Raw genomic sequence first — 22,601 nt, forward strand, 5'->3', positions numbered from 1 at the left:
CAGGGATTGGCGGTGAGGGCTGTAATGCATTTAAAGGCCCTTCCCGGGAAATCCCCCAGTCGCCTGGCAGGCTCCCGGCGGAGGAATCTGGTTACGAAGGTGGAAGATTATCTCGATTGAAAAAAGTCCTTAATCGCCGAGGCATAAGGTTCCCAGCGTGTCTTTTCAATTTCCTCTCGCATATATTCGCGTCGTGACTCTTCGTCCCATGAGGCGAGCTCTTCGAGATCCGTCCTGAGCATTTCACGATATTTAGTCACGGCTTTTTCCCGCGCCCCCATGAGGGAGCGGTTGTCCAATCCAAATACGCGGATGGTTTCGCTCGCGCGATGTTTGTCGTCGGGAGGAAGTCCCTCCCTGGGCGCTATTGAGCCTGACGAATGGAAGTAAAGAAAGGCCTCAGCGTCCTCTTCATCAGGCTTGAGCAAGTGGTCAGGATTATAGGCGGGTCCACCCTGACGATCTTTGAAGTGGCCACAGTGGTCGTTGGAACCGCAGGCCAGAAACAGATTTTCCCAAGCAAAAGTCAGCTCAGGATAGCCGTTCGGATGGCTGGAATTCTTGCGGCGGAAGTGTTCAATATGACCTTCCGCGCGAATAGCACCCTGACAGTAAGCGCAGCGCAGCCCATATTCTTTGGCGTCCTCCCCAGTGATTCCAGGGATACCTTGCATCTGGAACAGCGCAAAACGCAGTTGTTTTTTGCAGGGGCCATCAAGATCAGACCATTTGTGGGTTTTAAAATCGTATTTAGCCAAACATGTGGGGGGAGTTGCGACGGAGCGATCAAGTTTATGCATACCGATCAGACCTTCGAGGCATTTGACTTGCGCAGCTTAAACGCTTGAAAGCGTATCAGGCGGTCGGTATCGAGAATCACTGGATGTCGCTCGCCGTAGAGTTCAATGAGTTTGGCGCGCAACTGACGTCCCTCGGCGTCGTCATAGGTGTGGTTTTCGATTTTATTGGTGTATTCGACCAGCCAGTTAGCCTCGTCAATCGGTGGTATCGGATTCACTCTCATGATGTCGTTGAGCGCGACCGCACTTTCAACGCCTTTGATTTCCTGCTCAGGCGGAAGCGCTTCCCATTGATTGAGGCGATTGCGGTACAAGATACGAATATTTTCGCTAGCGATCGACGTCAACACTTGGGGGCTGTGGGTGGTCACAATAAACTGCAACTTCGGGAAGGCTGCCGAAAGATCGGACAGTACTGTTTGCTGCCAGCTTGGATGAAGATGCATGTCGACTTCATCGATCATCACGATGCCACGCGTGAGCGTAGGAGCGTCCATGCCCAGGTGATTGTTGAGTTTGTAGCACCGGTACGCAATATCACCCACCAGAGCTAACATGCTACGAATGCCGTCGCTTAGCTGACTGACCTTGAGTACGCCATGAGTATCGTGGTGAAGAACCAGTTCTTCGTGCTCAGCGTTATATGCCAGTTCCCCCCAACCTGTGTGCTTGCGCAGTATCTTGTCAATGGCATTTTGGACCGCCTTGAATGGTGCACTGAGCTCAACAGCGTTTTCTGCGTTCAGGGGCAGGTGCCTTTCGAGATTGCGTATTTGAGCTTGCAAATAGGCTTGGTGAACCCGCGTAAACCATACGGCAAAGTGCTTATAGCTGGAGAATGGGTCGAGACAATCGCGATAGGCGAATGTGCGCGACTGCGACTGAGGGTCGGTTTCGACATGGACCGACGTCAGCTTTTTCTGTGCCCAGAGGCGGCCGGTCCCATAGTAACCAAGTACTGGGAGATCATCTGGCACGCCAGGTCTGTCGGTGAAGATGCGCTGTTGGAGAGCTTGGGCGGTGTCGTTTATGCCAAGCACGCCTACAGGGTTGATCTCTTTGGTTTTCGTACCCTTTCTAACGCTTTCCCGGAAGCGGGTGATTTGCCACGGCAAACCCTCGGAAAATGTTGCCTTTGGATCCGGTTCCTCCAGATATTTTCTTTCAAGCTGGGGTATCTGGAAGACGCCTTCTTGAAGTAGCTGGGCAACACACAACGTGCCATCTGCGTTGACCTGTGCTGGTAGGCGCCACTCCATTGAAGATGATTTTTGCTCCGTTTGCACACGTTCGAGAAATACGTCATCGATCTGAATCGTAGTTACGTCGTTGGTGGTACTACCTAGATCGAAGCCAGCAACATAGGGCCAGAGCGCCACTTTAACAGCGTCGAGAATGGAGGTTTTACCGTGACCGTTTGGCGCCACCAAGACAGTCATCTGCGGGTGGAGCTTCAGCGACAAACTGTCAAAGCATCGGTAGTTCTTAAGTCGAAGGTTGTCAATTCGCATAGTGATTTCCTTGGGTAGCTTTCTCACCAAACGCTGCATGCAGACTGGTGGCGGTAAATGTTGTCTTCTGTTGGGCTGACAAATGAAAGCTTGTTGAAGCATGCCAGTGCACCGCGCCGCAGCAAGCCGCACCCGTGCAAGTTTGCCCGCATTTTACATTGTGAACGGTTTCTCCAAAGTGTAGACACATCCCGATGCAGAAACATTCCTGCAAACCGGGCAGTAGGACACGTTTTATTAAAGAGCGTTCATTCTTAAAACCGCCAATCTGGCTTTATATATGCCACAACTCGGCGAGCATCCAGGATACCTACCAGGTATCTCATCTGACAGTCAGTGTCACAGTAAGTTTGAGCCAGTACAGTTAAACTCCGACGTCAGGCACGAGCCCGACAGCTCATTCGGACAAGAGGTCGGACCGCTTTCCAAGATACATCGACTTTTCCGGGCCACGATACGTCGGTAGCCAGCGCATATCTTGTTTGGCGGTCGGGTGATCGTACTCCGTTGAAGAGAAGATAAGCTGCGCGTTATGCGCTTCGCACATCCTTTCAAGTTCGGTGATGTATCTTGCCAAATCGGCTGTGTGGAGCTCGTCTTGCTTAGGTGTATCCAAAATCAAGAAACGGAACGGACTGCTCTCATCGGCGAGGTAAGCCTCTAACAGCGCCGCGTGAATGGCAAGCACTAGTCGACTGGTCGTGCTGCTTGTGCCTCCGCTACCAATGGTTTCCAGCGTTTCCCCCCCGAAGGTGAAACGCAGGTTCAGGTCAATGTCCACATGCCTTGAAACGCTGGTGGTGTCGAGTGTGTCCATCCATTTAACGGTTAGCTCACGCAGTTTCCGTCGCAGCTCGTTGAACGCGTGGTCAGCCCTTCCAGTGTTTGCTAGTTCTTCAATGCGTTCTTGAATGCGATCACGCTCTCGCTCCAATCTGAAAAGTTTCGAACGCTCATCCTTTAACCCAGTGATTCGGCCCAGTTCGCTCTGAGCAGTGACAAGCTGTCTAGTGAGCGCCTGTACGGCCGTCACCAACTGGTCGGCGCTGGAAGTACTTGACGACTCGAGACTCTCGACGAGGGTTTGCCGCTCCGCGCCCATTTCCTCAAGCCGTTCTTCCAACTGCTCGATACGAATCTCAGCTCGCTGACTATTTCGTTCAAGGTCCTTGATTTGATCCTTGAGGTACAGCAGATTTTTCCCGTACGAATCGGCGCTCCCGAGGAAAAGTCCACAGTTGGGAGCACGGCAGATTTCGTGAAATGACGTGAACACCCCGCGCGCCTCTTCGTTCAAGCTAAGGGTCTTAACTTCGCCGTCAATCTCTGCGCGGATGACTTCGATACCTGCAACCCGATTTTGCAATTCGAAGAGCTCCAACTGGCGCCCCCGGATTTGCACGTCTTTCTGGTGTAGCAGTTGCGTTAATGCCGAGCTCGCCGCCCCCTTAGAGTCTACCGAAGCACGAAGTCCGTCGATCTGCTGGGTCAAATTCTCACAGGTCCGTTGCAGTGCGGCTTGATTTGCATCGCTGCCATCAACGCCCCGGCTCTGATACTCAAGCACGCGCTGCGCGGCAACGATCTTGCGGGTCTGCGCCTCCAATGCACTCTTTTCTTCGATTAGCGACTTCTTAACTTCGAACGAGTGCTTGGGATTCAAGCCGAACGCGAACCGCACCATTTCAGCAAACTGATCCGTTATAAAGGAGCTAGGGGCGCGGTACGCAGTTGAGTATCCGTGCCCCTGGATCAAGTAGAAGAGTGGAAGTAGGGTCGCGATGTACGGCTGCGTTTCCTGTCCCTGCGTTGATACAAGCCTTGGTGGCTTAAGTCCAAGCAGTTGAAAAAGCGCGGCCGAGAATGATGCCTCGGAATGGTGCTCAGTTTGCTCGCCATCGAAGTCAATCTCGGCATAGAAGATCCCATTCTTCGCCTCAATGGAACGCCGAATCGTAAGTGGCCTACCGTCAGCTTCGGCTTGTAAGATTACAGAGTTGCACTTCTCAAGGATTTCAGCCCTAAAGTTGTTGGGAAACCCCAGCGCTGAAGCGAGCATACGCACGACGGGAGACTTTCCGCTGCCGTTCGCGGCGAAGAGCATAGTGGTTCGGTGCCCGAATTCAAGGACTGGAGTTTCCCAGCCTCCCTCGCCCAGCGGCTCTACTTGAAGTGACTTCAATCTCAATTTACTTCCCCCCTGACTCGAGCTTCGTCCCTGATGTACTGATAGCTAAGTTCGATCGTTTTCAATGAGTGAGCCAGAAAACTTTCTCCCTCCACGGCGCCGCTATAGACCTTTTTGCCCAAGTCGGTAGCAGAGATTTCGCGCGTTACCTTGTCGATGATGATCAGCCCCGTCGTATCCAAAAACGTCAAGGCCTTGATAGTCCTAATGCGCAGGTTGCCGGACCAACCAATGTCCTGCGATGAACCCTTAAAGCCCGGCACTGTTCGCTCCAAGCACTCTCCAACCAGTTGACCAATCTCTGGCAGTTCCGGCTTTGAGCGGCCTTTCGAGATGGCCAAGATGGTCATCGCAAGCAAGGGCAGCTGAAATAGAGCTTCGTTGTCGAGCCTGTGCATTGGCGAAGGACCGTTACCAGACAGGTTCAACTTGAGGCCAAGGCGTCTGGCTTCACTGAAAAATTCGGTCGAGATCATCGTGTCGCTCTCCTAACGATTGCGGCGCAGAAGCCTCCGAACACGAGGTCAACGTCCAGCGCCCCGAACTTCTTGCTGTTCGAGTCCAATATCTCTTGAACAAATTTCTCGAGGTCCGCCAGGACGCCGCCAGCAAGGAGCCACGCCTTGCACCTACTGTCGATTTCGTCGAGCAAAAGGTTCAAAGTAAAGTCTGGGAATGTGTGGCGCGCGCTTCTGAGCCAAACGTCCCAGGATACTTTAGCTCTCGATGCCGCCTCGATCATGGACTCCGTAGCGCCAACCTCCCTCAGCTTTCGCTGAAGGATTGACGCGTTCTTAATTGCAGCTGGGTCACCGCCTTGCTGCAGCGTGTTGTACACCTGAGTGGAGATGCTCAAGACGTTAAGCAGGTCCTCAAGACCGACTCCGGTCGCTAAATCGATTTCGGACTGGGACAGCCCACTGATCGGAGCGCAGGACCTCTCCTCTACCAGCGCCACCAAGCTTCTCGCGATCCGCTCAACCTCGTCCTGATGCAGCTCGATCTCGGAATATTTCCATATGGCGTTGTGCGCGGCAATTCCAAACGCCTCAAGGGTGTCCCCAATGTACTGAACATTGGGCAACAAGGACAGCTTCTTGCGGGCCGCTTCAACTTGCTCAGGCGATAGCGGGACGTCCGGCGATACGATGGCAGCAAACTTCTCGATAAACTGGCGGGTGTATTTCTTGCTGGACGTCCCAGCAGCAAGATCTGCGACGAGGTCATGTACTTCGTCTTTGAAGTGAACATTGCTAAGAATCGTTACCTCTCGACACTGGTCGCCAAACTCGATCGTATGCAGGAAAAGCTTGCCGGCGATACTGCTTCGAATAGCATCCAGTTTCAGCGGGGTGTCAAGCGCGCCCGTCTTTTTCAAGGCAAACAACTCACCAATGTCCCATTGCTGATTGGGCCTGCCTTTTGTCTTTACCTGAAAGAAGTGGTATTCGATCACGCCAGCAACAGTTCTGCGAACGATGAAATCGTCATGGTAATCGCAATAGATGCGGTCAACTTCCGTGCCCTTCAGAATTTCCAGCGCTGCGAACGCAGCTGCTTGATACTGCATCTGGAATCGCACCATGGTGTCGCGGCCGACAGTTTCGCGCGGTACTTTCTCATGGATTAGGTCCATGGCTATTGTTTTACCCCATCTAGATTGCCCAAGCACAATTTGTATCAGATTTTCAAGCATTCGCCTAGGTCCTATATTACCTTTTCGATAATTAATAGGGTTGTGGGCTGCACAACTTTGGCTCGACAATGCGGCGGGCAGCTGGCTATAACCTAGAGAGAAGTAGGGATCCATACTGTATAATTATACAGTTGTTCGTGTCTTAATTCTGGAGTTTAGGCTAGCGTTATTAGCCTGCTCCGAGCTTGCTGTCGGCGAACGGGCAAAGTGGGCGCTATGGGGAGCGGAAGCTGCCGCTAGTCTGAAACTGTTTCTCAGATGAGGTCCGAGCCATACGCCGATCTACTTCGCCGCATCCTCCTGCAGCAAGCGCACTAATGCAAGGGGCGGGACTAGCCTCGTATTGGAATGGTTTGTTTTCGGCCCTGTACTTAAGGGATCGGGCGGTATCGCTAAGGCGCGTGCATGGCAATGGATGGTTCAGCTGACGCCGGAACAAGAGCGGCTAGCGCGACTGCACCGTCGATCCGAATGGACACAGACTCCTTGAAATTCAAGGCGAACCAGCGAAGTTCTGCGCACGAAGCACTGCGACCACTTGACTTCCCAGTAACGAATTGTGTTAGAAGGGAAATCTGCTTTCGACGTAATGAGGAGGCCACCAGTAATGAGAGCAGTTGGCGAAATGCCTTACTCGTTTGCATCCTACAGGGGGTGTAACCATGGCTTACACCCAATCAAATCTTATTTTGATAGTCAAATTGTTAGTTTGATGTGGCTTCCTCTACGTTTTCTCAATCAAATCAAACACTTGCGATGACTTTATGGCGGAAGCGGTGAGATTCGAACTCACGAACGGCTCACACCGTCGGCAGTTTTCAAGACTGCTGCCTTCAACCACTCGGCCACGCTTCCTAAGTGTGCAACATTATACAGATTTCTCACGCCGCCCGGGAAGATCTTCCTGGCAGCCAATTTTCGCGCAGGGCGCGCTCGAATTCGTCCGCTTCCAGCGGCTTGGAGAATAAATAGCCCTGCACTTCGTCACAGCCGGAGTTTTTCAGGAAGGTCAGCTGCTCCATCGTTTCCACGCCCTCAGCGATCACTTTGTGCTTCAGCTGCTGGGCGATGCTGATGATGGTGTTGGCAATCGCGCAATCGTTGGTGTCGTCCGGGATGCCTATCGTAAACGAGCGGTCGATCTTCAAGGTGTCGATCGGGAAGCGTTTCAGGTAGGACAGCGATGAATAGCCGGTGCCGAAATCGTCCAGCGACAAGGTCACGCCCATGGCGGTGATCCGGTCCATGATGCCGATCACGCGGTCGATGTTGTGCATCAGCGTGCTTTCGGTGATTTCCAGTTCCAGCCACGATGGTTCCAGGCCGTAGCGCTTCAACGTATCCGACACCCGCCCCGGCAAGGCGGCGGTGAATTCGCGCGCGGAGACGTTGACCGCCAATCGGATCGGCGGCAGTCCGGCATCTTTCCACGCCTGCGCCTGCGCGCAGGCCGTCTCCAGCACCCATTCACCCACTTGCACCACCAGCCCGGTCGCTTCGGCCAGTGGGATAAACTCGGACGGAGGCACCAGTCCGCGCTCGGGATGGCGCCAGCGCACCAGCGCTTCGGCGCCGATGATTTTGCCGTCGGCGATGGCGTATTTGGGCTGGTAGTGCAGCAGCAGCTCGCCGTTGCCGAGCGCGTTGCGCAGGCCGGTTTCGATGCGCATGCGTTCCTGCATGCCCTGGTTCATGTCCTGGCTGTAGAAGGCGATGTGGTCGCCATCCGCCCCACCCTCTTGCTTGGCACGGTACATGGCGATGTCAGCCAATCGCAGCAGGGTTTCGGCATCGTTACCATCCTGCGGGTAGACGCTGATACCGATGCTGCCGCCGACCCGCAGGTCGTGGCCATCGATGTAGATGGCTTCGTTCAGCGTGGCCAGCAGTTTTTGCGCCACCATGCTGGCTTCGAAGTGCTGGCCGATGTCGAACAGGCCGACCGCGAATTCGTCGCCGCCCAGCCGCGCCACCAGATCCTGGTCGCGCAGCACGGTGCGGAAGCGGCGCGCCACTTCGACCAGCAACTCGTCACCGATCTTGCGCCCCAAGGTGTCGTTGATCAGCTTGAAGCGGTTGAGGTCGATGAACAGCACGCAGCCATGCGCTTTGTTGCGCTGGGCCACCATCAAGGCCTGGTCGACCAGCTTGGTCAGCAAGGTGCGATTCGGCAGGTTGGTCAGCGCGTCGTAATACGCGAGGTGGTGGATGCGCTCCTCGGCCAGCTTGCGTTCGGTGATGTCGGTCAGGTAGGCGATCAGGCCAATCGAGCGGTCGTTGATATCGCACAGCGGCGACAGCGACAAGCTGGCCCAGAACACTTCGCCACTTTTCTTTTTGCGCCGCACTTCCATCAGCCGCCCGCCCTGTTCGAGGAAGGCGTCGTGGAAGCCGATGTCTTCGTCGTCGTACAGGAACAGGATGTTGCGCCCCACCGCTTCCACCGCGGTGTAGCCGAACAGCCGTTCGGCGCCCTTGTTCCAGCTGATGATGAAGCCGTTCATGTCCATGGTCAGCACCGACTCATGGATTTGATCGAGGATTTGCGCCTGGTGCTGCAGCTGGGCCTCGACCTGGACGTAGGCGTGCGTGGTGCGCTGGGCCACCGAGTGAACCTGCATCACGCTGCCCAGCAGGCTGGCCAGGCTGGCCAGGTGCTGGCGGTCCAGCTCGCTATAGGAGGCGCGGCCGGACACCACGAAGCGGCCGAAATGCTGGTCGTCGAAGCGCACTTCCTGGGTCAGGCTGGGCACGGCGTCGTCGTTGGCGGCCAGCACGGGTTCCAGCGGCGGCTCCAGCAACAGCGCCACCGCGTCGGCCGGGATGAACTCGCCCAGCGGGCTGCTCAGCACGGCGCGCACGATGCGGCTCAGTTCCTCGATCAGGGCTGTCCCGCGCAAGCGCAACACCGCGTCGCATAAGGCCGCGCTGTTGGTCAGGAGATCGGGGACGGGAGGCGCGTACATGGGTCAGAGGTTCCTGCTCACCTGGACTGCCCAGTGGTAAGCCTGCAATTGCGCTTGCCAGTAGGTTTCGCGCGCGATGCCCAGCTGTTCCAGCACGCCGCCATCGGCCTGCTCGACCAGCTTGAGCAGCTCGCCCAGCGGGCCGGCGCGGTCCAGCAGCGCCATCACCACGTCCAGATCCAGGCTGAGCGCGGCGACAATTTCGGTCATCGGCATCGCCAGCAACACATCCAGCAGCGAGAACACGCCGGCCACGAAGGCCATGTCTTGCTGGTCGCGGTCCCAGCCCTGGGATTTGGCCAGCTCTTCCATCATCGAGGCCCGCACCGCCGCCAGCGGCAGCAGCGGATTGGCCAGGCCATCGTCCTGCTGACGCGCGTACAGCAGCAGTTGCAGCCAGCGCTGCAGCTGACGCCGGCCCAGCACGTTGATGGCCTGGCCGAAGCTGTGGATCGGCGAACTGAGCGCGAACGCGGCCGAGTTCACCAGTTTCAATAAATGGTAGGACAACGCTGGATCCTGCTTCAGCAGCACTTCCAGCTCGCGCGAATCGGCGTCGCGCGCCAGCAAGCCCAGCAGCGCCAGCAGACGCTTGCGCGAGGTGCCGTCGCCCTGGTTGCTGTCGTGCGCTGGATGCAGCGCGAAGTCGCCGGCAAACCAGCTGAAGCCGGCCTTGGCGCATTCGGCGATGCGGGCCTCGCTATGCATGCCGGTGGCCAGATGCGGCCCCGGCTGTGCCACCAGCGCCAGCACCGGCGGCAGCGTGATCGCGGCGTCGACCATCAGCGCGCGCGCGCCGCACATGGTGGCGGCGGAACCGGCGGCCACGCCGTCCAGCATGATGCGGTAGCCGGCGTCGGCATAGCCGGCCAGTTTCTTTTGCACCGCCGGCTCGGCCACGGCGGCGGCCGCCACGCGCAGGATCACGCGGTTGGGCGGCAGCGCCTCCAAATGGGAAGCTTCCAGCAGTTGCGGGTTGGGTATCGGGAAGATGCAGTCCAGCGGCGCCAGCGCGGCAAACACGTCCGGCGTTTTCAACAGCGTCAGGATAGCCTGCAGGGCATCGCCAGCATCGGGCGATGGGAGGAATGCCAGTGCCACCCACTCGTTATGAGCGTTGGATACTGCTTGTAATTCCACCAGTGGAAACGGGCTGATTTCAGGCGCAGACATCAATATCTCATGAGGTTATGCGCGCCATCTTAGATCAACAATTGACATTAGGCAATCGATACCATGTTGCTAGTGGTGCGATTAGCATTATTACCAGTTCAAGACCAGTCAACAGCGCGCGAAACGATTTATTTTACACTATAGCAATATTCCACAGTCGGTGAGGGAATATAGCAGATATTGCCGTAGAAACACGATCTGTTAGGAATTTCTCAATGGCATTACGCGTCGTCGTCGATTTTTCACCACATGGTAGCGGTTGTCATGCCTGCTTATTGGGCATGCTGCACTGCAAACCGGATCAGTTCGGCCTGCCCCTCGATGCCCAGCTTGCGCTTGATGTTGAGGCGATGGGTTTCCACCGTGCGCACACTGAGGTCGAGCGCGCGCGCGATCTGCTTGTTCGATTCGCCGTTGGCGATGTGGCGCAGCACCTCGTGTTCGCGGGTGGTCAGCTGATTGTCCTGGTGTTGCGGCTGGGCCAGTTGGCGGGCCAGCGCCGCGCTGTAATAAATACCGCCGGACATCACGGTTTCGATCGCCACCACAATGTCCTTGCCGGGCGCGTCCTTGAGCACATAGCCGCGCGCGCCAGCCTGGATCGCCTGCGACACATATTCCAGCTTGTCGTGCATCGACAGGATCAGCACCGCGATGCGCGGGAAGGTCTGCCGGAACAGCGCGGTGGCTTCAATGCCGTTGGTGCCGCGCATATTAATATCCATCAGCACCAGATCGACCGGATGGCGGGCAGCCTGTTCCAGCGCCTCCGCCGCGCCGCCGGCCTCGGCCACCACTTCAAATTGCGGCATGGCTTCCAGCCGCGCGCGCAGGCCGTCGCGCACCAGGGGGTGGTCATCAACCAGCAGGATTTTGATTGTATTCGTCATAGCAATTAACTGTTATTCGCGGCAAACGCCGTCACGATCGTGCCATCGGTGGAGGAAGCGATATCGAAGCGGCCGCCGATGGCATCCATCCGTTCCATCATATTGCGCAGGCCGATACCGCGCTGCGGGTGCTGGGCGATGCCTTCGGCGTCGAAGCCATGGCCGTCGTCGCGGATGCGCAGCGTCACGCCCTCTTCCGCGCCGGCCAGCCGGATCTCGATACGGCTGGCGCCGGCGTGGCGCTCGATATTGGTCAGCGCCTCCTGCGCCAGCCGGAACAGCACCGTATTGGCCACGTCCGGCAACGCGTCGGTGCTGCCCACTGCCTCGAAGTGTACCGGAGTGCCGCTGCTCAAGGTGTACTCCTTGGCCAGATGGTGCAGCGCCGCCGCCAGACCGAGGTCGTCGAGGATGGCCGGGCGCAGATTGTGCGAGATGCGACGCACCTCCGCCATCACATTGCTGAGCTGATCGGCGGCGTGCTCGAACACCGCCAGCGCCGCCTGCTGCTGCTCCGGCTTGCCGGTGAGGCGGATGATGCCAGCCTCGATCTGCAGCTTGATCGACACCAGCCACTGGCTGATGCCATCATGCAAATCGCGTGACAGCCGCGCCCGCTCCTCCTCCTGCGACTCCACCACCCGCTGCGCCAGCACCTTGAGCTTGGCGTCGGCCACGCGCAATTCGCTGATATTCAGCGCCAGGCCGGAGCTGGCCACCGCCACCGCAGCCGCAATCGCGATGCCGGCGATCCACAGCATCGTGTTATGGATATTGCCGGATTGCTGGACATCGACCTGGGCCAGCGCCTGATCGACATCGTCCAGATAAATGCCGGTGCCCATCATCCAGCCCCAACGCGGCAGCGCGACCACATAGCCCAGCTTTTCCACCGCCTTGTGGGTGGATGGCTTGACCCACATGTAACGCTCCAGCCCGCCGCCCTCGCGGGCGCGTTGCAGCAGATTCTGAATGGTCGGACGGCCATTCTGATCACGCAGCTCGAACAGATTGCGGCCGACCAGCTCCGGCTGACGCGGATGCATCAACGCATTGCCGTGCATATCGTAGAGAAAGAAATAGCCATCATTGCCGTAGCTAAGCGAACCGAGGATGCGCATCGCCTCCTGGCGCGTGGCCTCATCGTCGCGGCCGGAATCGTACAGATGGGCGATCGAATGCGAAGCCAGCGCCACATAATGCTTGAGTTCAGCCTCCTTGCTACTCAAATAAGCGCGCTGGATAGTCGCGCGCTGCTGCTCCGCCAACAGCACCGACTGATGGCGCACCGCCAGCGCGATCGCGCACAGCGCCAGGATCAGCGGCGTAATCGCCAGAAAAATCACTTTTTGCCGCAACTTCATCCTGCGTCTCCCTCTCGTTATGCCGCGATTCTACGCTGCCGGCCGCCTGCGGGCCTACGTAGTTATACGCAAGACCGATGCGTATTGCTGCGCTTGCGGCTGATATCACAATCGTGAATACTCACCATAAATAACTCCGGGGTCAGGTCCATCATTTCTACACGGTCTCTGCCGTAGCGTCCCGCTACGGCAGAGACCGTGTAGAAATGATGGACCTGACCCCGGAGTGGAGACAACCCTTGGAGGAGAATATGAGTACCGTACCAAATTCCCTGGCCAGCAAGCTGGGCTGGGCTGCGATGGCGCTGGCCGGCGCTTCGGCGCTGGGCGTGGTCGCGCTGCATCGCGGCGAGTCGATTAGCGCGATCTGGATTGTGATCGCCGCTGTCTGCGTGTATCTGATCGCTTATCGTTTCTACAGCTTGTACATTTCGGATAAGGTGCTGGGTTTGGACGGTCGTCGTCAGACGCCGGCCGCCCGCCTCAACGATGGTCTGGACTATGTGCCGACCAATAAATATGTGCTGTTCGGCCACCACTTCGCCGCCATCGCCGGCGCCGGTCCGCTGGTCGGCCCGGTGCTGGCCGCGCAGATGGGCTATCTGCCCGGCATGCTGTGGATTCTGGCCGGGGTGGTATTCGCCGGCGCGGTGCAGGACTTTATCGTGCTGTTCATTTCGATGCGCCGCGATGGCCGCTCGCTGGGCGATCTGATCAAGTCGGAGCTGGGCCCGATTCCAGGCAATATCGCGCTGCTGGGCACTTTCATGATCATGGTCATCATCCTGGCGGTGCTGGCGCTGATCGTGGTGAAGGCGCTGACCGGCTCGCCCTGGGGCAGCTTCACCGTGATGGCGACGATTCCGATCGCGCTGTTCATGGGCGTGTATTCGCGCTTTATCCGCGTCGGCCGCATCGGCGAGGTGTCGGTGATCGGCTTTATTCTGCTGATGGGCGCGATCTTCGGCGGCCAGTGGGTGCAAGAGAATCCAGCGCTGGCGCCGATGTTCACCTTCACCGGCACCGAGCTGACCTGGATGCTGATCGGCTACGGTTTCGTCGCTTCGGTGTTGCCGGTGTGGCTGCTGTTGGCGCCGCGCGATTATCTGTCGACCTTCCTGAAGATCGGCACCATTGTCGGCCTGGCACTGGGCATTCTGGTGGTGGCGCCGCATCTGCATATGCCGGCGCTGACCAAGTTTGTCGATGGCACCGGCCCGGTATGGTCGGGCTCGCTGTTCCCCTTCCTGTTCATTACGATTGCCTGTGGCGCCGTGTCCGGCTTCCACGCGCTGATCTCGTCCGGCACCACGCCCAAAATGATCGAGAGCGAAACCCATGGCCGCTTCATCGGTTATGGCGCGATGTTGATGGAGTCGTTCGTCGCCATCATGGCGCTGGTGGCCGCCTCGACCATCGATCCGGGCGTCTACTTCGCGATGAACTCGCCGGCCGCGTTGCTGGGCACCACGGCCGAATCGGCCGCGCAGGCGGTGTCGCAGATGGGCTTTTACATCACGCCCGAGATGCTGACCGAAACCGCGCGCAACGTCGGTGAACACACCATCATCTCGCGCGCCGGCGGTGCGCCGACCCTGGCCGTGGGCATGGCTCACATCCTCTCCGGCGTGCTGGGCGGCAAGGAGATGATGGCCTTCTGGTACCACTTCGCGATTCTGTTCGAGGCGCTGTTCATCCTGACCGCCGTCGACGCTGGCACCCGCGCCGGCCGCTTCATGCTGCAGGATCTGCTGGGCGCCTTCGTGCCGTCGATGAAGAAGACGGAAAACACCTTCGCCAACCTGGTCGCGACCGGCCTGTGCGTGGCGGCCTGGGGCTACTTCCTGTACCAGGGCGTGGTCGATCCGCTGGGCGGCATCAATACGCTGTGGCCGCTGTTCGGCATCGCCAACCAGATGCTGGCTGCGATCGCGCTGATCCTCGGCACCTGCGTGCTGTTCAAGATGAAGCGCGGCCAGTACGCCTGGGTCACCATCGTGCCGACCATCTGGCTGCTGCTGTGCACGCTGACGGCGGGCTGGCAAAAAATCTTCGACGCCAATCCGAAAGTCGGCTTCCTGGCCCACGCCGCCAAGTACCAGGCCGCGCTGGATGAGGGCAAGATCCTGGCTCCGGCCAAGTCGATCGCGCAGATGCAGCAGGTGATCTTCAACGATTATCTGGACGCCTCGCTGGCCGGCTTCTTCGTGATCGTGGTGCTGAGCGTGCTGGTGTTCGGCGCCCGCACCGTGCAGGCGGCGCGCGCCAACAGCAAGCCCACCGTCAACGAAAGCCCGCTGGTCCTCTCCACCGCCAAGGTGCTGTGATGCTGGGCGAGATCGCCAAGGCCGGCCGCTATCTCGGGCAAAGCATGCGCCTGATGATGGGTCTGCCTGATTACGATGCCTATGTGACCCACCGGGAAACCACCCATCCCGGCGAGCCCTACATGACGTATGAGGAATTTTTCCGCGAACGTCAGGAAGCCCGCTACGGCGGTGCAGGCAAGCGCGGCGGTTGTTGTTGATCGCAAAAGCCGGCTCCATGTGAGCCGGCTTTTTTCGTCTGGCGCGGAACTATCACGTCTGCCCATGTGTCCAAACTCGGAAACGGGAGACGCATGGCTCATCCATTCATTTACCAGCAGGCGTATGCGCGCAATATCGGCTGGGTCACGCCCGCCGAGCAAGCCAGGTTGCGCAGCAAGCGCATTGCCATCGCCGGCATGGGCGGGGTTGGCGGCGTGCATTTGCTGACGCTGGCGCGGCTGGGCATCGGCGCGTTTCACATCGCCGATTTCGATACCTTTGACATCGCCAATTTCAACCGTCAGGTCGGCGCCACCATGTCCACGCTGGGCCGTCCCAAGGTTGACGTGCTGGCCGAGATGGCGCTGGACATCAACCCGGAGCTGAGGCTGGTGCGCTTTCCCGCCGGTGTCAGTCACGACAGCCTGGCCGCCTTTTTCGAGGGCGTGGATCTGTATATCGACGGCCTCGACTTCTTTGCCTTCGCCGCCCGCCAGGCGACCTTCGCCGCCTGCGCCCGGCTCGGCATCCCGGCGGTAACGGCGGCACCGCTCGGCATGGGCACGGCAGTGCTAAACTTCTTGCCCGGCCATATGACGTTCGAAGAGTACTTCGGCTGGGGCGACAAGCCGGACATGGAAAAAGCGCTGCGCTTCCTGGTTGGGCTGGCGCCGGCCGGGCTGCACGGCGGCTATCTGGTCGATCCGTCCAGCATCAACTTGAAGGAGCAGCGCGGTCCGTCTACCATCATGGGGTGCGAGCTGTGCGCCGGCGCCGCCGCTACCGAGGCGCTGAAAATTTTATTGAATCGTGGCGACGCGCGGGCGGCTCCCTGGGGCTACCAGTTCGACGCCTTTCGCAACAAGCTGGTGCGCACTTGGCGCCCCGGTGGCAACCGTCATCCGCTGCAACGGCTGGCGATGCTGCTGGCCAAACGGCGCCGGCCCGGAGGGAGTACATGAACAAGCTGGAATCGCGTCTTGACACCACACTGGAGCAGATCCTTGAACTGGCGCGCTGGGCGCCCAGCGGCGACAACACGCAGCCGTGGCGTTTCGAAATCCTCGACGCGCGCCGGCTGGTGGTGCACGGCCACGATACGCGCGACCATTGCGTCTACGATCTCGATGGCCATCCCAGCCAGATGTCGATCGGTGCGCTGCTGGAAACCATGGCCATCGCCGCCAGCGGCTTCGGGCTGGAGATGCGCAGCATGCGTCATGACGACACGCCCGACAACCGCCCCACCCTCAGCATCGAGTTGCTTGAAGCGCCCGGCCTGGAAGCCGATCCGCTGACCGACTACATCCTGCCGCGCAGCGTGCAGCGACGTGCCCTCAGCCGCCGTCCGCTGACGCCGGCCGAGAAGGCCGCGCTGAGCACCGCGCTGCCGGCCGGCTACCGCATCCACTGGCTGGAAGGCAGTCAGCGCAGCGCCGCCGCGCGCCTGATGTTCCGCAATGCCAAGCTGCGCCTGACCATGCCGGAAGCGCACCGCGTGCACAAGGCGGTGATCGAATGGAATACGCAGTTCAGCCAGGACCGCATGCCGGACCAGGCGCTAGGTGCCGATCCGCTCACCACCAAACTGATGCGCTGGGTCATGCACGACTGGCGACGCGTGCAGTTCTTCAACACCTGGCTGGCTGGCACGCTGGCGCCGCGCCTGCAAATGGATCTGATCCCCGGTCTGGCTTGCGCCGCCCATTTCCTGCTGGTGGCCGAGCGCAGGCCGCAGCACATCGACGATTACATCGCGGCCGGCCGCGCCATGCAGCGCTTCTGGCTGAGCGCCACCGCGCAGGGCTTGCAACTGCAGCCGGAAATGACGCCGCTGATCTTCTCGCGTTACGTGCGCGAAGAGCGCGTGTTCTCCGGCACAGCGGGCATGCAGGAAAGCGCGGCGACGCTGGCGCGCGAGGGCGCGGCGCTGGTCGGCCAGCAGGATTGGGAAGCGGCGGTGTTCATGGGCCGCATCGGCGCCGGTGAAGCGGCCCGCGCGCGTTCGCTGCGGCGGCCACTGAACGAGTTACTGATCCACAGCGGCGGAGGGCAATAATGCGCGCGATCAAGCCCGGCCAGGTTGCCGTCTTCCTCAGCCTGCTGGCGCTGATCCTGCTGCTGGCGGTGGGCAGCACCGCGCTGCTGCTGGGCTCGATACCGCTGGGCGATTTTCGCGGCGTGCTGCTGCTGATCGCCGCCGTGCTGCTGGTCTATCTATACGCCTTTCTGGTGTACCGCTGCTTCCTCAAACTGCTGCCCTTGCGCGAAGGCGAGGTGGCGCAGAACACGCGTCACGAGCTGGTGGCCAACGTCAACATCCTGTTCTACCTGCTGCTGTTCAATTCGCTCATACGCACCCATTTCATCCCGGTGCCCTTGCAACGGCTGATCTATCTGGCGCTGGGCGCCAAGCTGGGCGCCAACACCTACGCCGCCGGCGCCCTGCTCGACCCGCCACTGACGCGCATCGGCAGCAACACCATCATCGGCCACGACGCGGTGATTTTCGCCCATGTAATCGAAGGCGCGCGGCTGGAACTGAAGGCGGTCCAGATCGGCAACACCGTTACCATCGGCGCGCACGCGGTGGTGATGGCCGGGGTGCGGATCGGCGACAACGCCATCGTCTCCACCGGCGCCGTGGTCACCAAGGACACCCATATCGGCGCCGGCGAAATCTGGGGTGGCATCCCGGCGCGCCGCATCAAATCCGCGCCGGGCTCGGCGTGACGGATTTTTTTACACTGCGCGTCGTCACGCCGCCAAAATCATGCACAAGTGATTGATTTTAAATGAATTAACAACACTGGCAGGGCTCTTGCTCTACATGGCTACGGCCGCGATTTCCGTGGCCTCAATATGAGGAGCAAGCATGAAAAACTATCACCCCGCGCTGGCCGTCGCCATGCTGGCAGCCGCGCTGTCGGCGCCGCTGACTGCCAGCGCCGGCCCCACCCTCGGCTTTGATCCCACCGGTACCGGCAACTACACCACCTACGCCGACCTGTGGACCAACGTCACCGACACCGGCCTGGCCACTGGCTTTGTGCCCGGTGCAATCGTCGGCCCCGGCGCCGGCACGCCTTACCTGACCGAACTGCGCACGCAAACCGTGATCGGCACCATGTCCAATAGCAACACCCCCGCCATCGTCACGCCGGCCGGCCTGAACACCACTTTCGAGATCAGCAAAGTGGTGCGCTTCCAGGAGCTGGTGGACCAGCAAACCGCGACCACCGCCCACTTCACGCTGCCAGCCTCGCAGTCGGCGGCGATGGACGTCGACCCACTGCACGCCGGCGTGCAAAACGTCGCCATCTTCTTTGACGACATCACCGATGGCAGCAAGGCCGTGCCCGGCAACGGCGGCAACACCGTGCGCTGCTATGGCGAAGGCAGCACCTCCACCGGTTGCGGCACCGCCGGCGGCGATGGCGACGGCGTCATGATCCTGTCCGGTCATCTGGTATTCAATGAAGCCAGCTTCAGCGCCTCTGGCGCGATCGGCACCGGCTCCTTCGATTCGCGCTTCGTGATCGACTACGTCAACGCCGATTACCTGGACGCCGTCAGCGGCGCCATCTTCCTCGACAAGTTCACCGGCACCACCAACGTGCCGTCGTTCTTCACGCCCACCATGATGTGGGATGGCGCCACGCCCACCACCGTGCCGTTCCTCAAAGTGGATTCGTCGCAAAGCTTCGCGACCATTCCCGAGCCAGCCACACTGGCCTTGATCGGGCTGGGTTTTGCGGGCCTCGCGCTGGGCACGCGCCGCAAAGTGCAGTCCTGACCGCAACAGCGGTCTTTTACAGCGGACCGGCCACCGTCTTCCGGTCCGTTTTTTTCGTGCGCGCTTATTCGTGCGCATTTACTCATGTGTCGTCACGCGCCAGTGCGCGCGCTTGGTGCGGAAGGTGTGATGCTTGCGGTATTCGCCCGGGCTCATGCCCATGGCACGCCGGAACAGCTTGCTGAAGGTGCTGCCGTTGGCGTAGCCGCAGGCGTTGGCGATGGTTTGCAAACTGTTCAAACTAATCTCCAGCATCACCTTGGCACGCTGCACCCGCAAATCCTGCAAATAATCGAGCGGCGTCATGCCCAGCACCGCCTGGAAGTGGCGCAGCAGCGTGCGCTCGCTGGACGAGGCCACCGCCGCCAGCGCGGCCAGATCATAAGGCTGCTCCACGTTGGCCTCCAACCACTGCTTGGCGCGGAACACCGGACTGTCCGAGGTCAGCGCCAGCCAGTCCTGCTTGGCCATCTGATTGCCCAGTTGCTGACGCTCCTGCTGCAAGTGCAATAGCCGGGTACAGCCTTCGGCGACCTGCTGGTCCAGCAGCCGTGCCAGGATGGCGATCATGAACTCGGTCTGCTGGCTCGGCGCCACACAGCTGTATAGCTGCGGATAAAAACTCATGGCATCCGGGCTGGAAAAATCGCAGCCGGGAAAGCCGCGACGGAAATAGGCCTTGAACGCCCAGTGCGCGTCCAGCGACAGGCCATCCAGCATGCCGGCCACTGCGGGGAAGATCAGCCCGGTCGAACAGGCCGCCACCAGGCCGCCCTCCGCCACATGCTGTTTCAGCATGGTCAACAGCCCCGGATAGCGCGCAACCACCGCCGGCAACTCCAAAGCGTTGGATACATACAACGCTGGCACCACAATCAGACGCCGCTGCGGCGCCACTTCCCGCGCGCTCGACGGTCCCGACGTGAACACCCCGACCAAGCTGTTATCGAACAGCGTTGGACTGCCTTCCGGCATCACCACTTTCCAGCTCAAGAGGCTTTCAGCATAGGGGTTTCTCAACTTCAGCACCGTGCTGGCGAGCTTCAGCACGTCGACGGCGTTGAACACCGTGCCCATGATGGTTTCTGGAAAGCAGAGCACCTGGACGTCCAATGTGGTAGCGGTAGTGGCGGAATTGGTCATGATTATGGCGATATTGATCCTATTTGAATCATAATGCAAACCTTAGAATCAATTTCAGCAGGCAATCAGCCGGCGTTTTGATGCTCAACAAGTAGTCGTTCAACGGGAGATGAGAGTGAGTGTGATTCAACAACGGCTGAAGCTGCGCCTGTGCGCCAGCGCCGTCAGCGTCGCGCTGGCCAGTATGGCCGCGTCGGTCAGCTTTGCGCAGGAAACCGATCAAGTGGTGGTGGTCACGGCCCAGAGCCGTAGCCAGCAAATTCAAAACGTGCCGATTGCCGTGCAGACCATGTCCGGCGCCGCGCTCAAGGACCTCGGCGTGGCCAGCCTGGCCGACGTCGACGCCTTCGTGCCCGGCCTGGCCATCGATACCTCGCAATCGATTCGTCCTCAGGTCTACCTGCGCGGCGTCGGCACCGAAGACTTCGGCATCGGCACCGACTCGCCAGTCGGCATTTACACCGATGGCGTCTACACCGGCAAGAACGGCGGCTCGCTGCTGAACTTCAACGACATCAAGCGGGTCGAGGTGCTGAAAGGCCCGCAGGGTACGCTGTTCGGCCGCAACGCCGCCGCCGGCGCGATTTCCATCGTCACCAACGAACCGATCAACCGGGTCGAAGCCAACGCGCTGGTGCGCATCGGCAGCCGTGGCGAGAAGCATGCCGAAGCACTGTACAACACGCCGCTGAGCGACAGCGTGGCGCTGCGCATCTCGGCCGTCAGCCAGCAAAACGATGGCTGGGCGCTGAATTCCTACAACGGCCAGCGCATGGGCGACGACGGCGACCGTGGCGTGCGCGCCGCGCTGCGCTGGCAGGGCGACGAAAGCTCGGCCACGCTGAGCTGGGAACACGAGGTGATGCGCCAGTCCGGCCCACCGGTATTCTCGGTCACCAACAACAAGATCAACTACGGCGGCCCGTCGACCTGGAGCGACCCGCTGGCTACTCAGCTCAACAACGACGCCAATCCGAACATGCAGGGCCGCACCTTCGACGGCGTCACGCTGCGCGTCGAAAAGCCGCTGTCGTTCGCCACCCTGACCAGCACCACCGCCTACCGCCACTACAACGCGCAGAACTGGCAGGACAACGACGCTGGCTCGAACCCGGCCTCGGCACTGTCGACCGGCATCGTCGAATCCAACGCCACCTGGCAGCAGGAGTTCAAGCTGAGCGGCGAGACCGGCAAGATCAACTGGGTCAGCGGCGTCAGCGCCTACCGCGAGCGTGCCACCTCGGTGCAGAGCGTGTCGGCCACCACCACCTCGCTGGACACCATCATCGCCCACTCGGCCGGCCTGGCGCCGTACGCAACGCTGACCACGCTGGCACAGGCGCTCGGCAAGGCCACTGGCAGCAGCACGCTGCAAGGCGTCAACCTGCTGGGCCAATCGTGGACCGAATCGATCTACGACAAGGGCGAATACCGCGCCTACGCCGCTTACGGCGACGCCATCTGGCACGTCAGCGACAGCACCAACCTGACCTTGGGCGGCCGCTACACGCACGACCAGAAATCGTTCAGCTGGTACAACCCTGCCCGCAACGCGGCCGGTCTGGATGCCCAACTGGCGGTGTTGAACTCGGCCAACTTCTACCAGGCGCTGGTGGCGGCCAAGCTGCTGACCGCGACCCAGGCTGCAACGCTGAAGGCGGTCACGACCAGCAACATCCAGTTCACCAATCCAGGCTCGTCGAAAGCGGCCTTCACCGCCGACAACAGCTGGAACAACTTCAGCCCGCGCGTGGTGCTGGACCATCACCTGACGCCTGACCACATGGCGTACGCGTCGTGGAGCAAGGGCTACCAGGCCGGCGGCTTTGACGCGGTCGGCGTCAACGGCCAGTACGACAAGGAACTGGTGACCAATCTGGAAGTCGGCTTGAAAGGCACTGTGCGCTCGATCGGCCTGAGCTACGGCGCCTCGCTGTTCCGCTACAAGTACACCAACCTGCAAAGCCTGACGCTGATTCCTGCCAGCGCCAGCAGCGGCATCCCGGTCTACCAGATCGTCAACAGCGATCAGGAAGCCACCGGCGTCGACCTGGAAGGTCAATGGAAGCTGAACCGCATCTGGCGCCTGAACGGCTCGCTGGAATATCTGGATCAGACCTACTCGCACTACGTGGCGCCAACCGGCGTCAACCTGGACGGCCAGGCCGCCGGCGCGCCGCTGTTCAGCGCCTCGGCCGGCGTGGCGGCCAAATGGCCGGTAGCCGACGGCAATGCTGACTTCAGCCTGATGTACGGCTACCAGGGCAAGAAGCGCTGCAACGAAGACACCAGCAGCACCGGCACCTGTTCGCCGGACAGCGTGGTCGGCGCCGGCAAGGCCCGCGAGCGCATCGACACCCGTCTCGGCTGGACCGCACCAACCGGTCGTTGGGGCGTGGGCCTGGTGGTCAACAATCTGACCAACAAGCAGTACGTGTCGGTCAGCACGCTGGGTTCGGCCGTGGGTTCGCCCTACGTCTATGTCAGCAAGCCACGCGTGATTTCGCTGGAACTGCGCGTACAGCTGTAATTTTTGTCTCAATTCG

The 22,601-nt window shown here is 60.0% G+C and carries 17 protein-coding genes and 1 tRNA gene; 7 read left to right on the forward strand and 11 right to left on the reverse strand.

Going from position 1 to position 22,601, the window contains the following annotated elements; translation table 11 throughout:
- Positions 1-107: 107 nt before the first annotated feature.
- The 10 genes from GJ699_RS31490 to GJ699_RS31535 form a co-directional block, all read right to left on the reverse strand.
- Positions 108-800, reverse strand: a complete 693-nt coding sequence (locus tag GJ699_RS31490; protein WP_154383381.1) for a retron system putative HNH endonuclease — start codon at positions 798-800, stop codon at positions 108-110.
- Positions 801-805: 5 nt separating this feature from the next.
- A complete protein-coding gene (locus tag GJ699_RS31495) occupies positions 806-2,311 on the reverse strand; it encodes an AAA family ATPase (RefSeq protein WP_195763693.1) in 1,506 nt (501 codons plus the stop codon).
- Between the two features lie 397 nt (positions 2,312-2,708).
- The gene (locus GJ699_RS31500; protein WP_154383383.1) at positions 2,709-4,415 is read right to left on the reverse strand and encodes a coiled-coil domain-containing protein; all 1,707 of its coding nucleotides are present in this window, start codon (positions 4,413-4,415) and stop codon (positions 2,709-2,711) included.
- 80 nt (positions 4,416-4,495) lie between these two features.
- Complete coding sequence (locus tag GJ699_RS31505; protein ID WP_154383384.1) at positions 4,496-4,975, reverse strand: hypothetical protein; 480 nt, start codon at positions 4,973-4,975, stop codon at positions 4,496-4,498.
- Entirely contained in the window at positions 4,972-6,195 is a 1,224-nt protein-coding gene (locus tag GJ699_RS31510; protein WP_195763694.1) for a dsDNA nuclease domain-containing protein, read from the reverse strand. The genes GJ699_RS31505 and GJ699_RS31510 overlap by 4 nt, the downstream gene beginning before the upstream one ends.
- A gap of 765 nt (positions 6,196-6,960) precedes the next feature.
- Positions 6,961-7,050 (reverse strand) — tRNA-Ser (locus tag GJ699_RS31515).
- 26 nt (positions 7,051-7,076) lie between these two features.
- Positions 7,077-9,161, reverse strand: a complete 2,085-nt coding sequence (locus tag GJ699_RS31520) for a putative bifunctional diguanylate cyclase/phosphodiesterase (protein ID WP_154383386.1) — start codon at positions 9,159-9,161, stop codon at positions 7,077-7,079.
- Between the two features lie 3 nt (positions 9,162-9,164).
- Positions 9,165-10,334, reverse strand: a complete 1,170-nt coding sequence (locus GJ699_RS31525) for an EAL and HDOD domain-containing protein (RefSeq protein WP_154383387.1) — start codon at positions 10,332-10,334, stop codon at positions 9,165-9,167.
- A 272-nt stretch (positions 10,335-10,606) separates the two neighbouring features.
- On the reverse strand, positions 10,607-11,224 hold the full coding sequence (locus GJ699_RS31530) for a response regulator transcription factor (protein WP_154383388.1): 618 nt from the start codon (positions 11,222-11,224) through the stop codon (positions 10,607-10,609).
- A gap of 5 nt (positions 11,225-11,229) precedes the next feature.
- Complete coding sequence (locus GJ699_RS31535; protein WP_154383389.1) at positions 11,230-12,588, reverse strand: cache domain-containing protein; 1,359 nt, start codon at positions 12,586-12,588, stop codon at positions 11,230-11,232.
- 251 nt (positions 12,589-12,839) lie between these two features.
- Between GJ699_RS31535 and GJ699_RS31540 the strand changes: the two genes are divergently transcribed.
- From GJ699_RS31540 to GJ699_RS31565, 6 genes are all read left to right on the forward strand, one after another.
- On the forward strand, positions 12,840-14,915 hold the full coding sequence (locus GJ699_RS31540; RefSeq protein ID WP_154383390.1) for a carbon starvation CstA family protein: 2,076 nt from the start codon (positions 12,840-12,842) through the stop codon (positions 14,913-14,915).
- On the forward strand, positions 14,915-15,115 hold the full coding sequence (locus GJ699_RS31545; RefSeq protein ID WP_072786250.1) for a YbdD/YjiX family protein: 201 nt from the start codon (positions 14,915-14,917) through the stop codon (positions 15,113-15,115). The genes GJ699_RS31540 and GJ699_RS31545 overlap by 1 nt, the downstream gene beginning before the upstream one ends.
- 93 nt (positions 15,116-15,208) lie before the next feature.
- Positions 15,209-16,078 carry a ThiF family adenylyltransferase gene (locus GJ699_RS31550; protein ID WP_154383391.1) on the forward strand — a complete coding sequence of 290 codons (870 nt, stop codon included), beginning with the start codon at positions 15,209-15,211 and terminating at the stop codon, positions 16,076-16,078.
- Positions 16,075-17,175, forward strand: a complete 1,101-nt coding sequence (locus tag GJ699_RS31555) for a nitroreductase family protein (protein ID WP_154383392.1) — start codon at positions 16,075-16,077, stop codon at positions 17,173-17,175. The genes GJ699_RS31550 and GJ699_RS31555 overlap by 4 nt, the downstream gene beginning before the upstream one ends.
- Positions 17,175-17,849 carry an acyltransferase gene (locus GJ699_RS31560; RefSeq protein WP_154383393.1) on the forward strand — a complete coding sequence of 225 codons (675 nt, stop codon included), beginning with the start codon at positions 17,175-17,177 and terminating at the stop codon, positions 17,847-17,849. Before GJ699_RS31555 ends, GJ699_RS31560 begins: the two co-directional genes overlap by 1 nt.
- Before the next feature lie 142 nt (positions 17,850-17,991).
- Positions 17,992-18,912 carry a PEP-CTERM sorting domain-containing protein gene (locus GJ699_RS31565; protein ID WP_154383394.1) on the forward strand — a complete coding sequence of 307 codons (921 nt, stop codon included), beginning with the start codon at positions 17,992-17,994 and terminating at the stop codon, positions 18,910-18,912.
- Between the two features lie 78 nt (positions 18,913-18,990).
- On the opposite strand, the gene GJ699_RS31570 is transcribed toward GJ699_RS31565, so the two are convergent.
- Positions 18,991-20,055: a GlxA family transcriptional regulator gene (locus GJ699_RS31570; protein WP_154383395.1), complete on the reverse strand. Its 1,065-nt coding sequence runs from the start codon at positions 20,053-20,055 to the stop codon at positions 18,991-18,993.
- Between the two features lie 115 nt (positions 20,056-20,170).
- Between GJ699_RS31570 and GJ699_RS31575 the strand changes: the two genes are divergently transcribed.
- Positions 20,171-22,585, forward strand: coding sequence for a TonB-dependent receptor (locus GJ699_RS31575; RefSeq protein WP_195763695.1), 2,415 nt, complete (start codon positions 20,171-20,173; stop codon positions 22,583-22,585).
- The last annotated feature ends 16 nt before the right edge of the window (positions 22,586-22,601 follow it).

Origin of the sequence: Duganella guangzhouensis, from assembly GCF_009674535.1 — a bacterium.
Classification (GTDB): Bacteria; Pseudomonadota; Gammaproteobacteria; order Burkholderiales; family Burkholderiaceae_D; genus Rugamonas; species Rugamonas guangzhouensis.

What these genes read in the sequence shown, in the direction of transcription:
- GJ699_RS31490 (WP_154383381.1), bottom strand. Translation starts at nt 800, where the DNA reads ATGCATAAACTTGATCGCTCCGTCGCAACTCCCCCCACATGTTTGGCT.
- GJ699_RS31495 (WP_195763693.1), bottom strand. Translation starts at nt 2,311, where the DNA reads ATGCGAATTGACAACCTTCGACTTAAGAACTACCGATGCTTTGACAGT.
- GJ699_RS31500 (WP_154383383.1), bottom strand. Translation starts at nt 4,415, where the DNA reads ATGCTCTTCGCCGCGAACGGCAGCGGAAAGTCTCCCGTCGTGCGTATG.
- GJ699_RS31505 (WP_154383384.1), bottom strand. Translation starts at nt 4,975, where the DNA reads ATGATCTCGACCGAATTTTTCAGTGAAGCCAGACGCCTTGGCCTCAAG.
- GJ699_RS31510 (WP_195763694.1), bottom strand. Translation starts at nt 6,195, where the DNA reads ATGCTTGAAAATCTGATACAAATTGTGCTTGGGCAATCTAGATGGGGT.
- GJ699_RS31520 (WP_154383386.1), bottom strand. Translation starts at nt 9,161, where the DNA reads ATGTACGCGCCTCCCGTCCCCGATCTCCTGACCAACAGCGCGGCCTTA.
- GJ699_RS31525 (WP_154383387.1), bottom strand. Translation starts at nt 10,334, where the DNA reads ATGTCTGCGCCTGAAATCAGCCCGTTTCCACTGGTGGAATTACAAGCA.
- GJ699_RS31530 (WP_154383388.1), bottom strand. Translation starts at nt 11,224, where the DNA reads ATGACGAATACAATCAAAATCCTGCTGGTTGATGACCACCCCCTGGTG.
- GJ699_RS31535 (WP_154383389.1), bottom strand. Translation starts at nt 12,588, where the DNA reads ATGAAGTTGCGGCAAAAAGTGATTTTTCTGGCGATTACGCCGCTGATC.
- GJ699_RS31540 (WP_154383390.1), top strand. Translation starts at nt 12,840, where the DNA reads ATGAGTACCGTACCAAATTCCCTGGCCAGCAAGCTGGGCTGGGCTGCG.
- GJ699_RS31545 (WP_072786250.1), top strand. Translation starts at nt 14,915, where the DNA reads ATGCTGGGCGAGATCGCCAAGGCCGGCCGCTATCTCGGGCAAAGCATG.
- GJ699_RS31550 (WP_154383391.1), top strand. Translation starts at nt 15,209, where the DNA reads ATGGCTCATCCATTCATTTACCAGCAGGCGTATGCGCGCAATATCGGC.
- GJ699_RS31555 (WP_154383392.1), top strand. Translation starts at nt 16,075, where the DNA reads ATGAACAAGCTGGAATCGCGTCTTGACACCACACTGGAGCAGATCCTT.
- GJ699_RS31560 (WP_154383393.1), top strand. Translation starts at nt 17,175, where the DNA reads ATGCGCGCGATCAAGCCCGGCCAGGTTGCCGTCTTCCTCAGCCTGCTG.
- GJ699_RS31565 (WP_154383394.1), top strand. Translation starts at nt 17,992, where the DNA reads ATGAAAAACTATCACCCCGCGCTGGCCGTCGCCATGCTGGCAGCCGCG.
- GJ699_RS31570 (WP_154383395.1), bottom strand. Translation starts at nt 20,055, where the DNA reads ATGACCAATTCCGCCACTACCGCTACCACATTGGACGTCCAGGTGCTC.